We start from the raw sequence: 13,228 nt of genomic DNA, 5'->3' as shown, positions 1-13,228 counted from the left end.
CACCGCATACGCAATACACACGGCCGCAAGACCGATCAGCGAGTGCATCGCTGCGACCAGTTCCGGCATCTTGGTCATCTCGACGCGCGCGGCGACAAACGCGCCGATCGCACCGCCGATCACCAGCGCGACTAGCAGCAGGCCGAGCCCCAGCCCGAGATTCGAACCGAGCGCATTCGCCTGTTTAACGATCAGCGCGATAGTGGTGAGGATCGCAATCGCCATCCCGACCATGCCGAAGGTATTGCCGGTGCGCGCCGTCTTCGGATTCGACAGCCCCTTGAGCGCCTGGATGAAACAGACCGACGCAACCAGATAAAGCAGCGTGACGACGTTCAGACTCATTACGCGTTCTCCTTGGCCGTCTTGTCAGCGATCAGCTTCTTCGGCTCTTTCTTCCTGAACATCTCCAGCATTCGCCTTGTCACCAGGAATCCGCCGAACACGTTTACCGCCGCAAGCGCGACTGCGAGCGTGCCGAAGAACTTGCCGGTGTCGCCCACGGTGAGGCCTGCCGCGAGCATCGCGCCGACGATCACGATCGCCGAAATCGCGTTGGTCACGGCCATCAGCGGCGTGTGCAGCGCGGGCGTGACGTTCCAGACGACGTGGTAGCCGACGTAGATCGCCAGCACGAAGATGATCAGGTTAATAACGGTGTGGTTGATGACTTCCATCGCCGTTCTCCTATGCCTTGCGCGTGACTTCGCCGTCACGGGCCAGCAGCGTGGCCGCGACGATGTCGTCTGCGAGATCGATGTTCAGGGCGCCTTCCTTGGTGATGATCAGCTTCAGGAAGTCGAGCAGGTTGCGTGCGTAGAGCGACGACGCGTCGGCGGGGACCATCGAGGCCAGATTCGTATAGCCGACGATCTGCACGCCATGTTTCAGGACGACCTGATCCGCCTCGGTCAGCGGACAGTTGCCGCCACGACGGCCTTCGTACTCGGCGCCGCGTCCTGCCGCGAGGTCGACCAGCACGGAGCCGGGTTTCATCGCCTGCACGGTTTCTACCGAGATCAGCGTCGGCGCAGCGCGGCCCGGGATCAGGGCCGTCGAGATCACGATATCAGCCTGTTTGGCCCGTTCGTGGACCAGTGCGGATTGCCGCGCAAGCCACGAAGGCGGCATCGGCCGCGCGTAGCCGCCGACGCCCTGCGCGGCTTCGCGCTCCTCATCGGTTTCGTAAGGGACATCAAGGAATTTGGCGCCGAGCGATTCGATCTGCTCTTTCACCGCCGGACGCACGTCCGAGGCTTCGATCACGGCGCCCAGGCGCTTGGCGGTCGCGATGGCCTGCAGACCCGCCACACCCGCGCCGAGAATCAGCACACGGGCCGCTTTCACGGTCCCGGCTGCCGTCATCAGCATCGGCATGAAGCGCGGATAAAGCGTGGCCGCCAGCAGCACCGCCTTGTACCCGGCGATGTTCGCCTGCGACGACAGCACGTCAAGGCTCTGCGCCCGCGTGGTACGCGGCGCGGCTTCGAGTGCGAACGCGGTAACGCCCGCAGCCGCCAGCTTTGATGAGTTTTCGGTATTAAACGGATCGAGCATGCCGACCAGCGTCGCGCCGCGCTTCAGAAGCGGCAACTCGGCATCGGTCGGCGACTGGACCTTGAGGACCAGATCAGCCCCAAAGGCAGTAGCCGCATCGACGATTTCCGCGCCGGCGGCTGTAAAAGCTTCGTCAGGAAAGCTTGCGCCGGTGCCGGCGCCGCTCTGGATCGTGACCCGGTGGCCCTGGGTCACATACTTCTTGACCGTTTCGGGCGTCGCGGCGACGCGGGTTTCGTGCGCGCGCGTCTCGGCTGGCACTCCGATGTGCATCTTTTCTCCTCCTCGACTTCCTGTTTTACGACAGAGCTGCCGACGAGGCACGCCGGCTTGCAAGTGCAACGGCTAACGGCGTCACTTTAACCGAAACCTGGGGGTGCGCAGAAATCGGGGACAATCCGGGGGTGCCCGGCGACCGAGGTGGCTCACCGGCTGCGGCTGGGCGGCCCTCGCAGCCGTCCGCCTCGCTTCCGGGCAGCCCAGGCCCATAAACGGTAAAATGCGCACCCATGAAACCGGAAACTTGGCTGCCGCACGTCACCGTTGCGGCCATCGTCGAGCGTGACGGGCGTTTTCTCGTGGTCGAGGAACATACCGCCGACGGCCTGCGCCTGAATCAGCCCGCCGGCCATCTGGAAGCGGGCGAAACGCTTCTGGAAGCGGTCATCCGCGAAACGCTCGAGGAAACCGCGCATCCGTTCACGCCCGAGGCGCTGGTCGGCATGTATATGACGCATTTCGAGCGGCTCGGCAGTGAGGGCGTGACGTATCTGCGCTTCACCTATTGCGGCGCGAGCGGCAAAGCGGATACCGAGCGCGCGCTCGATCCCGACATTGTCCGCACGCTGTGGATGAGCGCTGATGAATTGCGCGCCTGCCCCGAACGGCACCGCACGCCGCTTGTCATGCAATGTCTCGACGATTACCTCGCGGGACGGCGTTTCCCGCTCGACTTCGTGCACACGCATTCGGTCGGGCGCAAACAGGCGTAAATAGCCGTACGCAACCCGCACAAACGAAACGGGCCTGATCCGTCACAAGCGGCGAGGCAAACGACAGGGCAACACGGTCAACCCACGATCAACGAAGTCACGCAGTACCCAGTGAGCACCTTATGAGCAAGCAGAAAGTCGTAGTAGGCATGTCGGGCGGCGTCGATTCGTCGGTTACCGCATGGCTGCTGAAGGAACAGGGCTACGACGTAGTCGGCCTGTTCATGAAAAACTGGGAAGACGATGACGACAGCGAGTACTGCTCGACGCGGCAGGACTGGATCGACGTCGTCTCGGTGGCGGACCTGATCGGCATCGACGTCGAAGCGGTCAACTTCGCTGCCGAATACAAAGACCGCGTGTTCGCCGAATTCCTGCGCGAATATTCGGCCGGCCGCACGCCGAATCCGGACGTGCTGTGCAACGCCGAAATCAAGTTCAAGGCCTTCCTCGATCACGCCATGTCGCTCGGCGCGGAAACCATCGCGACCGGCCACTATGCGCGCGTGCGGGAGAACAACGGGCGCTTCGAACTGCTGAAGGCCTTCGATCATACGAAAGACCAGTCGTACTTTCTGCATCGGCTGAATCAGGCGCAGTTGTCGAAAACGCTGTTTCCTTTGGGCGAGATTCCGAAAACCAAAGTCCGCGAGATCGCCGAACAGATCGCGCTGCCGAATGCGAAGAAGAAAGATTCGACCGGCATCTGCTTCATCGGCGAACGGCCGTTCCGCGATTTCCTGAACCGCTATCTGCCGACCAAACCCGGCCCGATGAAAACCACCGACGGCAAGGTGGTCGGCGAACACATCGGCCTCGCCTTCTACACCTTCGGGCAGCGCAAGGGCATCGGGCTCGGCGGCAGCAAGGAAGGCAGCGGCGAGCCGTGGTTCGTCGCCGGGAAGGATATTGCGTCGAACACGCTGTATGTCGCGCAAGGCCATGACCACCCGTGGCTGCTGAGCCATACGCTCTCCGCGGGCAATACGAGCTGGGTCGCTGGCGAGCCGCCGGCCGACGGTTTCGCGTGCGGCGCGAAAACCCGTTACCGGCAAGCGGACGCACCGTGCTCCTTCAGCGCGGCAGGTGCCGGCGAAGGCCTTTTCGAGCTGAATTTCGACGCCGCGCAATGGGCTGTCACACCGGGGCAATCTGCAGTGCTCTACGATGGCGACGTGTGTCTCGGCGGCGGCATCATCGAACACGCGATGACCGGGCAGCCAACGGCGCGCCAGCCGCAACAGGCAGCGTTGCTCACCGCCCGTTGAACCATGAATTCGATCGTGCGGCAACGCTTTAGCGCCGCCGCACGCGCTTTACCTGCATGCCTCATCTTCAAGCTTCAGACTTCACGCTTCACCGATGCGCTTCACCTTCGAGCCGCAGCTCGTTTCACCATAACAAACAGGTGTTCGTTCCCCTCGCGGCAGACTCCGTTTGCGCCGACAGCGTTGACGATCCCTCCGCGACGATCCTCACTGCACTGGAGTCCCCATGTTTTCTCGACGTTATCTGGCGATGTGGTGCGCAGTCGTGCTGTTCGCCATCTGCGCTCTGTTTGCCGCGACGAATCACATTTCGTGGTTCTGGATCATCGTGCCGGTGGCGCTCGTCGCACTCGGCCTGTTCGATCTGACGCAGCAGCATCACGCGATTCTGCGTAACTATCCGTTGTGGGGCCACTTCCGTTTCCTGTTCGAATTCATCCGCCCGGAAATCCGCCAGTATTTCGTCGAGGACGATACCGACGAGAAACCGTTCTCACGCGCGCAACGCAGCATCGTCTATCAACGCGCGAAGAACGACGTGGACAGCCGCCCATACGGCACTGAGCTCGACGTCAAAGCCGTCGCGCACGAATGGATCAGCCACTCGCTCGCGCCGACCACGCTCGACAACCACGACTTCCGTATCGTGGTCGGACCCGATCGCGCGCAGCCTTATTCGATGTCGATCTTCAACGTCTCCGCGATGAGCTTCGGCTCGCTGTCGGCGAACGCGATCATGGCGCTGAACCTCGGCGCGAAGAAAGGCAATTTCGCGCACGACACCGGCGAAGGTTCGATGTCGAAATACCACCGCGAGCATGGCGGCGACATCATCTGGGAAATCGCCTCGGGCTACTTCGGCTGCCGTAACGACGACGGCACCTTCAGCGCGGAGAAGTTCGCGAAGCAGGCCGCCGAGCCGCAAGTGAAGATGATCGAGGTGAAGCTCTCGCAAGGCGCGAAGCCTGGTCACGGCGGCGTGCTGCCGGCCGCGAAGATCACACCCGAGATTGCGGAGACGCGCGGCGTGCCGATGGGCCGCGATTGCATCTCGCCCGCCACCCATTCCGAATTTTCGTCGCCGCGCGGCCTGCTCGAATTCGTCGACCGCTTGCGCACGCTGTCCGGTGGCAAGCCGACCGGGTTCAAGCTGTGCATCGGGCATCCGTGGGAATTCTTCGGCATTGCGAAGGCGATGCTGGAGACCGGGATTCTGCCGGACTTTATCGTGGTCGACGGTGCGGAAGGCGGCACGGGCGCAGCGCCACTGGAGTTCACCGATCACGTCGGCGTGCCGTTGCAGGAAGGCTTGCTGCTGGTGCACAACACGCTCGTCGGCATCGGCTTGCGTCAGCGCATCCGCATCGGCGCGAGCGGCAAGATGATTACCGCATTCGATATCACCAAAACGCTGGCGATCGGCGCGGATTGGGTCAACGCGGCGCGTGGCTTCATGTTCGCGGTCGGCTGCATTCAGGCCCAGACCTGCCACACCGGCCGCTGCCCGACGGGCGTCGCGACGCAGGATCCGGTGCGTCAGCGTGCTTTGGTGGTGCCGGACAAGGCCGACCGTGTCTTCAACTTCCATCACAACACGCTGCATGCGCTGAAGGAAATCATTCAGGCGGCGGGGCTCAAGCACCCGGCGGAACTGCGCGCGCATCACATCGTGCGGCGCGTGTCGTCGCATGAAGTGCGGTTGATGTCCGATCTGTTGAAGTATCTCGATCCGAACGATCTGCTGAACGGCAACTATCGTTACACGTTGTACGAGAAATATTGGCCGATGGCGCAAAGCGATTCGTTTGCGCCGAAAGTTGAACTGGCCGCGACGTAAGGCTTTGTGACGGCGATTGGCTTGTGAACCGGTCGCCGCTTAAGTCTTAGATTTAGACGACGAGTTCTTGCAGAAAGATAAGAATCCTTAAGAGCTCGTCTCATATACAAGGGCAGCGGCGAATCGTACATTTGCGTGATCTTTTTCCCGCTCAATGTCCATGGTTACGCCCTCTCCTGCTTTGGTGCCGCTTGGCGCTCATACGCAACTCGTCCAGACCCGTCATGGCTGGATGCTCGCCAATCCGAACGACTTCTATCTAGGCCGCGCGCTCATCGAATACGGCGAATGCAGCGAACTCGAATCTGCCGTGTTGCGGCAGTTGCTGGTGCAGCCGGGCATCGTCGTGGAAGTCGGCGCGAATATCGGCGTGCATACGATCATGCTGGCGCGTGAGGCGCAGGCGCGTCGCCAAGTACTCGTCGCCTTTGAGCCTCAGCCGGTGATCTTTCAGAACCTCTGTGCGAATCTCGCGGCCAATGGTGTGCGTAACGTGCTCGCGTGGCCGTACGCGTGCGGGGCCGCAGCCGGGACGCTGTATTTCGCGCAACCGGACTACGATGCGCTGGGCAACTTTGGCGGCGTGTCGATGCAGACCGAGGCCGCAGCGAACACGCTCCCGGTTCCGTGCGTGCGGCTGGACGATGCGCTGCGCTCACATACCGTGGGGCTGCTGAAGCTCGACGTGGAAGGGTTCGAGTTGAACGCGTTGCTAGGGGCGGAGGAAACGATTGCCCGCTCGCGGCCGGTGATTTATGTGGAAAACGACCGGCTCGATCGGTCACAGGCGTTAATCGAGTGGTTGTGGTCGAAGGAATACCGGTTGTGGTGGCACTTGCCGCCTTTGTTCAACCCAGACAATTTCTTTGAACGTGCGGAAAATATCTACGGTCGTTTGTTGTCGTGCAATATGCTCGCACTTCCGCGGGAACTGGAGATGGAGATCGACGGGTTTGTCGAAGTGACGGATTCCGCCACGCACGCATTGATGAGTTTGAGCAGTTAGCGGACAGGACACCCCGACGAAACGAACAACTATCGGCCGCCTGCAGCGGCCTTTTTCCGTTTGAAGAACACTTCAATCCCCGTCCGACCCCGCAAAACGGACACCCCCCTCCCTTTCCGTTAAAATCTACGGTTTAGCACTTCGCTCCACGGCCAGCTCGCGCGCTCCGGCGTTTGCGGCGCGGCCCTATGCCCGAAAGGCACTTCATGCTCACGTTTCAGCAAATCATCCTGACACTGCAGTCCTACTGGGACAAGCAGGGTTGCGCGTTGCTCCAGCCGATCGACATGGAAGTCGGCGCGGGCACGTCCCACGTCCATACTTTCCTGCGCGCCATTGGTCCGGAACCGTGGCGAGCCGCCTACGTACAGCCGTCGCGCCGCCCGAAAGACGGCCGCTACGGCGAGAACCCGAATCGCCTGCAGCATTACTACCAGTACCAGGTCGTGCTGAAGCCGGCGCCGGAAAACATCCTCGACCTGTACCTCGGCTCGCTCGAAGCGCTCGGCTTCGACCTGAAGCAGAACGACGTGCGCTTCGTCGAAGACGACTGGGAAAATCCCACGCTCGGCGCCTGGGGTCTCGGCTGGGAAGTGTGGCTGAACGGCATGGAAGTCACCCAGTTCACTTACTTCCAACAAGTCGGCGGCCTGGATTGCAAGCCGGTGCTGGGCGAAATCACCTATGGTCTCGAACGTCTCGCGATGTACCTTCAGAAGGTCGAGAACGTCTACGACCTCGTCTGGACCGAGTGGGAAGAGCAAGGCCCGAACGGCCCGGAACTTCGCCGCCTGACTTACGGCGACGTGTACCACCAAAACGAAGTCGAACAGTCGACCTACAACTTCGAGCATGCGAACGTCGATCTGCTGTTCACGTTCTTCAACAGCTACGAAGCGGAAGCCAAGCGCATGATCGACGCACAGATCGCGCTGCCCGCGTATGAACTGGTGCTGAAGGCCGGCCATACGTTCAATCTGCTGGATGCCCGCGGCGCGATCTCCGTCACGGAACGCGCGGCGTATATCGGCCGGATTCGCGCGCTGTCGCGTCTGGTTGCACAGGCTTACTACGACTCGCGCGAAAAGCTCGGTTTTCCGATGCTCGGCAATCCGGTGCACGGCGTGCCCGGCCTGACCACCGACGCACAGGATGCCGCGATGCCCGCGTGGGCGCCGCCGCTCAAAATCGAACGCAAGATCGATCCGGACTGACGAGAACACCAAGAAATGACTCAACCCCATCAAGCTACCCTGCTCGTCGAGCTGCTGACCGAAGAACTGCCGCCGAAAGCGCTCGCGCGTCTCGGCGACGCGTTCGCCGAAGGCATTGCGCAGCGCCTCGCGGCGCACGACCTGATCGAAGGCGAACTGTCGTTCGAACGTTACGCCACGCCGCGCCGTCTTGCCGTCACGATCAAGAACGTGCGTTCGGTCGCGCCGGAAAAACACGTGCGCGAAAAAGTGCTGCCGGTTTCCGTCGCGCTGGATAAAGACGGTCAGCCCACCGCGCCGCTCGCGAAGAAACTGGCTGCGCTCGGCTTCCCCGATTTTTCGGTGAACGACCTGGAGCGCGCGCAGGACGGCAAGGCCGAAGCTTTCTTCCTGCGCTACGCCGCGCCGGGCGCCACGCTCGCCGAAGGCCTGCAAAGCGCGCTCAACGAAACGCTCGCCAAGTTGCCGATCCCGAAGGTGATGACGTATCAGCGCCCGGACGGCACCAATGTGCAGTTCGTGCGTCCTGTCCACCGTCTGACCACCTTGCACGGCGAACAGGTCGTGCCGGTCACGGCACTGGGCGTCGATGCCGACGACACCACACTCGGCCACCGCTTCCTGTCCGAAGGCCTCGTGCAGATCCAGCACGCGGATTCTTACGCCGACACGCTGATGCACAAGGGCCGTGTGGTCGCGAATTTCGCCGACCGCAAGGAAACCATCCGCACGCATCTGCTCGCGCAAGCCGACGGCGACCAGGTCGTCATGCCCGAATCGCTGCTGGATGAAGTGAACTCGCTGGTCGAATGGCCGGTGGTCTACGCCTGCCGTTTCGAGGACGAATTCCTGCAAGTACCGCAGGAATGCCTGATCCTGACAATGCAGACGAACCAGAAATACTTCGCGTTGACGGATGCGAACGGCAAGCTGCGCTCGCGCTTCCTGATCGTGTCGAACATCGAAACGAAAACGCCTGGCGATATCGTCGAAGGCAACGAGCGCGTGGTGCGTCCGCGCCTGGCCGATGCGAAGTTCTTCTTCGAGCAGGACAAGAAGAAGCCGCTCGCCGAGCGAGTGCCGCTGCTCGCGAACGTCGTGTATCACAACAAGCTGGGTTCGGCGCTGCAACGCGTCGAGCGCGTCGAAGCGCTGGCCGGTGCAATTGCCTCGCTGATCGGCGCAGATGTCGCGCTCGCCAAGCGTGCTGCACGTTTGGCCAAGGCCGACCTGATCACCGACATGGTCGGCGAATTTCCCGAGCTGCAAGGCACGATGGGCACGTACTACGCGCGCCACGACGGCGAGCCGGAAGAAGTCGCGCTGGCCTGCTCGGAACACTATCAGCCGCGCTTCTCCGGCGATGCGTTGCCGGCCACGGCAACCGGCACCGTCGTCGCGCTCGCCGACAAGCTCGAAACGCTGGTCGGCATCTGGGGCATCGGCCTGCAACCCACCGGTGAGAAAGACCCGTTCGCGCTGCGCCGTCATGCGCTCGGCGTGTTGCGGATTCTGGTCGAGAAGCAATTGCCGGTCGATCTGATCGAATTGCTGCGCACCGCTTACGCGCAATTCGCCGCCGTGCCGGGCGTCGCCGATTCGACGCAGGCGATCTACGAATTCAGCATGGACCGCCTGCGCGGTCTGCTGCGCGAACGCGGCTACGCGCCGGGTGAAATCGACGCAGTGCTGGCACTGAACCCGACGCGCCTCGACGATATCGTCGCGCGCCTGGATGCAGTGCGCGAATTCGCAGCGCTGCCGGAAGCCGCATCGCTCGCGGCGGCCAACAAGCGGATTTCGAACATCCTGAAGAAATCGGAAGGTTCGGCGACCGGCGGCGTGCAGGTTGCACTGCTGACCGAAGCGGCCGAAAAAGCCTTGTACGCGCAACTCGAACAGGTTGCACCGCGCGTGCAGACGCAACTCGCCGCGCGCGACTACACGGGCGCACTCACCGCGCTCGCCGCGCTGCGCGAACCGGTCGACACCTTCTTCAACGACGTGATGGTCAACGCCGAAGATCCGGCGTTGCGCGCCAACCGTTTGGCTTTGCTCGGCGCGCTGCATCAGCAGATGAATTGCGTCGCCGACATTTCCCGACTCGCTGCCTGAGCCCCGCGCCATGCCGACCAAAAAAGTGGTGATCCTCGACCGCGACGGCGTGATCAACGTCGATTCCGACGCGTTCATCAAGTCGCCGGACGAATGGGTTGCCCTGCCCGGTTCGCTCGAAGCGATCGCGCGCCTCAACCAGGCAGGTTATCGCGTGGCGGTCGCGACCAACCAGTCGGGCATCGGCCGGGGTCTCTTCGACATGAACGCGCTCAATGCGATGCATCTGAAAATGCATCGCATGGCGGCGGCAGTCGGCGGGCGCGTCGACGCCGTGTTCTTCTGCCCGCACACGGCGCAAGATCACTGCGAATGCCGCAAACCGAAACCCGGCATGCTGAAGATGATCGCCGAACGTTTCGAAGTCGATCCGCACCATACGCCGGTGGTCGGCGACGCGATGCGCGACCTGCAAGCGGGCGCCTCGCTCGGCCACCCGACGCATCTGGTGCTGACCGGCAAAGGCCGCAAGACGCTCGCAGCGGGCGGCTTGCCCGAGGGCACGCGCGTGCACGACGACCTGCGCGCGTTCGCACTCGACTTCCTTTCCGACGCTCACGAGTGACGCGCGCCACGCGCGTCCCCAACTCTCACCGACCACGCCGATGCGCTTCATCCGTTCTTTGCTGCTGCTGATCTACTTCGTGCTCTTCACGGTGCCGTACGCAACCGCGTGCTTCATCGCGTTCCCGTTCATGCGCGCCGACAATCGCTACTGGATGGCGGCCGGCTGGTGCCGCGCCACGCTTCACACGGTGCGCTGGCTGAACGGCATCCGCTACAAGATCGAGGGCTATGAGAACCTGCCTAACGGTCCGGCCGTGCTGCTGTCGAAGCATCAATCAGCCTGGGAAACGCTGGCGTTTCCGGCACTGATGCCGCGGCCGCTGTGCTACGTGTTCAAGCGCGAGCTGCTGTACGTGCCGTTTTTCGGCTGGGCATTGGGCATGTTGAAAATGGTCCATATCGACCGCAAGGAAGGCAAGTACGCGTTCGAATCCGTCATCAAGCAAGGCAAGCAACGCATGGCCGAAGGCGCCTGGGTCATCATGTTTCCGGAAGGCACACGTACGCCGACCGGCAAGCAAGGCAAGTACAAAACCGGCGGCGCGCGTTTTGCGATTGCCACCGGCGCGCCGGTCGTGCCGATCGCGCACAACGCCGGACGTCTATGGCCGCGCAACTCGTTTCTCAAATATGCGGGTATAGTCACAGTGTCGATCGGCAAGCCGATCGACACGACGGGGCTCACGCCCGATGAAGTGAACACGCGCGTCGAACAGTGGATCGAAGCTGAAATGCGCCGCATCGATCCTACTGCGTACCGCGCGGCGGAAAGCAGCTCCGCCGCCGCACCAATCTGACGCGCCCGCGCCCTCGAAGGCGCATTTGCGCGAAGCCGAATCCGATGCAGAAGTCTCCTACGTCGCAGCCCGCTGCGGCGCTCGATAACCGGCAGCTCGATCTCCCGCTCTTCGCCGAGCCGGGGTCGACGTCGTCGTCCCCAACACCCTCCGCACCATCAGCGGGCTCGCAGAGCGGGCAGCAGCCGGCCGTGCCGCTCGCACCGGACGGCACCAAGCTGCGCAGCCTCACCATTGGTTCGCGCACGCTGCACTATGCGCTCAAGCGCTCGGCGCGCCGCTCGATCGGCTTTGCGATCGACAGCACCGGCCTGATGATTACCGCACCACGTTGGGTCACGCTCGCCGATATCGAAACCGCGATCACCGAAAAGCAGCGCTGGATTTTTACGAAGCTGATCGAATGGCAGACGCGTGTCGAACAGCGTGCGTTGCCCAAGGTCGACTGGAAAGACGGTGCGGAAGTGCCGTATCTCGGCCAACCGGTGCGCGTGAAGCTCGGTTCACCGCAAGGCACGCTCGCGTTCAACGCGGATGAATCCGCACTGCAAGTGCCGCTGCCGTTGCAAGCGGACCCACAGCAGATCAAGGATCGTGTGCAGGGCTGGCTGCAAGGTGAAGCAAAGCGCCTGTTCGGCGAGCGCCTTGCAATCTATGCCGAGAAGCTCGGCGTCAACTATCGCGCATATGCGCTCTCTTCTGCGGCCACGCGTTGGGGCAGTTGTTCGAGCGATGGGAAAATCCGCCTGAACTGGCGGCTGATTCACTTCCCGCTGTCGATTATCGATTACGTCGTGGCGCACGAACTCGCGCATCTGCGTGAGATGAATCACAGTCCGCGCTTCTGGCAGACAGTCGAATCGATTTTTCCGGAATTCCGCGAAGCGCGGCAGACGTTGAAGTCGCATCCGCCGGAATTGCTGCCGACGCTTTGAGGCCTTCGGGTCATCTTCGGTCATGCGGACTTAAAGCCGGCGCCTCAACGCGAAGCGCCAGCTTTCTGAAACCCAGCACTCACTCCGTGCAGAAAGTTTCCTGCAGGTGACGCCACGTCACCTTGCCGTGCGCGTCGAGATCCATCACCGCCGTCGAGCGCCGCACGTTCGCATTGCCCGCGTTGTCGCGTTGATACTCCCGATATTTCACCACCGCGCCCGACGGATACTCGGACACGATCTCCATATCGCGAATCGTGATCTGCGAGCCGGGGCGCGCGCCGTTCAGCTTCGCAAAAATCTCGCGCAGGCCCGCGTGGTCCAGTGCGAGACCGGACGGCATCACCAGCGTGAATTGCGGAGCGAAGCGCGCCATGATGCGATCCAGCGCGCCGTGATCCGCGGAGCCGTCGAACAAAGTCTGGATTTCGACGTGGATGTCGTCGAGTTCTTTGAAGTAGGGATTGCCGTTATTCATTGCGTGTCCTCGCCCGGCCGCTTACGTCACTTTTTCTTCTGGATAAACTCGATCTTGTAGCCGTCCGGATCTTCGACGAAAGCGATCACGGTGGTGCCGTGTTTCATCGGACCGGCTTCGCGGACAACCTTACCGCCCTGGGCCTTGATCTTGTCGCAGGCGGCGTACGCGTCAGCGACTTCGACGGCGAGGTGCCCAAAGCCGGAGCCGAGGTCGTACTTCGGCGTGTCCCAGTTGTGCGTGAGTTCGAGAACGGTGCCGTCGCGTTCGTCTTCATAGCCGACGAAAGCCAGCGTGAATTTGCCTTCCGGATAATCGTCGCGGCGCAGCAATTTCATCCCAAGCAGCTCGGTGTAGAACGCAATCGAACGGTCCAGGTCGCCGACCCGGAGCATGGTGTGAAGCAGGCGCATCGTGTACTCCCAAGTGCGTGATGTCGAGAACGACAATGTACCCGGAATC

Annotated in this window: 14 protein-coding genes; 9 read left to right on the top strand and 5 right to left on the bottom strand. The window is 62.2% G+C overall.

Annotated elements, in window-relative coordinates; genetic code table 11:
- The 3 genes from BM438_RS40965 to BM438_RS40955 form a co-directional block, all read right to left on the bottom strand.
- Positions 1-345 (bottom strand): NAD(P)(+) transhydrogenase (Re/Si-specific) subunit beta (locus BM438_RS40965; protein ID WP_208620759.1); only part of this gene is annotated, 345 nt, incomplete at its 3' end.
- Complete coding sequence (locus tag BM438_RS40960) at positions 345-677, bottom strand: NAD(P) transhydrogenase subunit alpha part 2 (protein ID WP_028198874.1); 333 nt, start codon at positions 675-677, stop codon at positions 345-347. The genes BM438_RS40960 and BM438_RS40965, both read right to left, overlap by 1 nt.
- Positions 678-687: 10 nt before the next feature.
- Complete coding sequence (locus tag BM438_RS40955) at positions 688-1,830, bottom strand: Re/Si-specific NAD(P)(+) transhydrogenase subunit alpha (protein WP_093646564.1); 1,143 nt, start codon at positions 1,828-1,830, stop codon at positions 688-690.
- Positions 1,831-2,066: 236 nt separating this feature from the next.
- Here BM438_RS40955 and BM438_RS40950 point away from each other — a divergent pair, with 236 nt between their 5' ends.
- The 9 genes from BM438_RS40950 to BM438_RS40910 all read left to right on the top strand — a co-directional run bounded on the left by BM438_RS40950 (position 2,067) and on the right by BM438_RS40910 (position 12,288).
- Entirely contained in the window at positions 2,067-2,549 is a 483-nt protein-coding gene (locus tag BM438_RS40950) for an NUDIX hydrolase (protein ID WP_093646562.1), read from the top strand.
- Positions 2,550-2,671: 122 nt separating this feature from the next.
- Positions 2,672-3,817, top strand: coding sequence for a tRNA 2-thiouridine(34) synthase MnmA (mnmA, locus tag BM438_RS40945; protein WP_093646560.1), 1,146 nt, complete (start codon positions 2,672-2,674; stop codon positions 3,815-3,817).
- A 226-nt stretch (positions 3,818-4,043) separates the two neighbouring features.
- Complete coding sequence (locus tag BM438_RS40940) at positions 4,044-5,654, top strand: FMN-binding glutamate synthase family protein (protein ID WP_093646557.1); 1,611 nt, start codon at positions 4,044-4,046, stop codon at positions 5,652-5,654.
- Positions 5,655-5,814: 160 nt separating this feature from the next.
- Positions 5,815-6,660, top strand: coding sequence for an FkbM family methyltransferase (locus tag BM438_RS40935; RefSeq protein ID WP_234487843.1), 846 nt, complete (start codon positions 5,815-5,817; stop codon positions 6,658-6,660).
- 206 nt (positions 6,661-6,866) lie between these two features.
- A complete protein-coding gene (gene glyQ, locus BM438_RS40930) occupies positions 6,867-7,874 on the top strand; it encodes a glycine--tRNA ligase subunit alpha (RefSeq protein WP_093646553.1) in 1,008 nt (335 codons plus the stop codon).
- A 15-nt stretch (positions 7,875-7,889) separates the two neighbouring features.
- Positions 7,890-9,989, top strand: coding sequence for a glycine--tRNA ligase subunit beta (gene glyS / locus BM438_RS40925; protein WP_093646551.1), 2,100 nt, complete (start codon positions 7,890-7,892; stop codon positions 9,987-9,989).
- Between the two features lie 10 nt (positions 9,990-9,999).
- The gene (gmhB, locus tag BM438_RS40920; RefSeq protein ID WP_093646548.1) at positions 10,000-10,554 is read left to right on the top strand and encodes a D-glycero-beta-D-manno-heptose 1,7-bisphosphate 7-phosphatase; all 555 of its coding nucleotides are present in this window, start codon (positions 10,000-10,002) and stop codon (positions 10,552-10,554) included.
- Positions 10,555-10,594: 40 nt separating this feature from the next.
- A complete protein-coding gene (locus tag BM438_RS40915) occupies positions 10,595-11,353 on the top strand; it encodes a lysophospholipid acyltransferase family protein (protein ID WP_093646546.1) in 759 nt (252 codons plus the stop codon).
- 44 nt (positions 11,354-11,397) lie between these two features.
- Positions 11,398-12,288 carry a M48 family metallopeptidase gene (locus BM438_RS40910; protein ID WP_093646543.1) on the top strand — a complete coding sequence of 297 codons (891 nt, stop codon included), beginning with the start codon at positions 11,398-11,400 and terminating at the stop codon, positions 12,286-12,288.
- 79 nt (positions 12,289-12,367) lie between these two features.
- On the opposite strand, the gene BM438_RS40905 is transcribed toward BM438_RS40910, so the two are convergent.
- Complete coding sequence (locus BM438_RS40905; RefSeq protein WP_093646541.1) at positions 12,368-12,766, bottom strand: hypothetical protein; 399 nt, start codon at positions 12,764-12,766, stop codon at positions 12,368-12,370.
- A 26-nt stretch (positions 12,767-12,792) separates the two neighbouring features.
- Positions 12,793-13,179 carry a lactoylglutathione lyase gene (gene gloA / locus BM438_RS40900; protein WP_093646538.1) on the bottom strand — a complete coding sequence of 129 codons (387 nt, stop codon included), beginning with the start codon at positions 13,177-13,179 and terminating at the stop codon, positions 12,793-12,795.
- Positions 13,180-13,228 lie beyond the last annotated feature (49 nt).

The sequence above is a fragment of the Paraburkholderia aspalathi genome, from assembly GCF_900116445.1.
Taxonomy (GTDB): domain Bacteria; phylum Pseudomonadota; class Gammaproteobacteria; order Burkholderiales; family Burkholderiaceae; genus Paraburkholderia; species Paraburkholderia aspalathi.
This window is presented reverse-complemented; position numbering and strand designations above follow the sequence as displayed.

Bases quoted from the DNA above. Each gene is read 5' to 3' on its own strand.
- gmhB (WP_093646548.1), top strand. From the start codon at position 10,000: ATGCCGACCAAAAAAGTGGTGATCCTCGACCGCGACGGCGTGATCAAC.
- BM438_RS40940 (WP_093646557.1), top strand. From the start codon at position 4,044: ATGTTTTCTCGACGTTATCTGGCGATGTGGTGCGCAGTCGTGCTGTTC.
- BM438_RS40905 (WP_093646541.1), bottom strand. From the start codon at position 12,766: ATGAATAACGGCAATCCCTACTTCAAAGAACTCGACGACATCCACGTC.
- BM438_RS40955 (WP_093646564.1), bottom strand. From the start codon at position 1,830: ATGCACATCGGAGTGCCAGCCGAGACGCGCGCGCACGAAACCCGCGTC.
- BM438_RS40910 (WP_093646543.1), top strand. From the start codon at position 11,398: ATGCAGAAGTCTCCTACGTCGCAGCCCGCTGCGGCGCTCGATAACCGG.
- BM438_RS40935 (WP_234487843.1), top strand. From the start codon at position 5,815: ATGGTTACGCCCTCTCCTGCTTTGGTGCCGCTTGGCGCTCATACGCAA.
- BM438_RS40915 (WP_093646546.1), top strand. From the start codon at position 10,595: ATGCGCTTCATCCGTTCTTTGCTGCTGCTGATCTACTTCGTGCTCTTC.
- BM438_RS40950 (WP_093646562.1), top strand. From the start codon at position 2,067: ATGAAACCGGAAACTTGGCTGCCGCACGTCACCGTTGCGGCCATCGTC.
- glyQ (WP_093646553.1), top strand. From the start codon at position 6,867: ATGCTCACGTTTCAGCAAATCATCCTGACACTGCAGTCCTACTGGGAC.
- mnmA (WP_093646560.1), top strand. From the start codon at position 2,672: ATGAGCAAGCAGAAAGTCGTAGTAGGCATGTCGGGCGGCGTCGATTCG.
- glyS (WP_093646551.1), top strand. From the start codon at position 7,890: ATGACTCAACCCCATCAAGCTACCCTGCTCGTCGAGCTGCTGACCGAA.
- BM438_RS40960 (WP_028198874.1), bottom strand. From the start codon at position 677: ATGGAAGTCATCAACCACACCGTTATTAACCTGATCATCTTCGTGCTG.
- gloA (WP_093646538.1), bottom strand. From the start codon at position 13,179: ATGCGCCTGCTTCACACCATGCTCCGGGTCGGCGACCTGGACCGTTCG.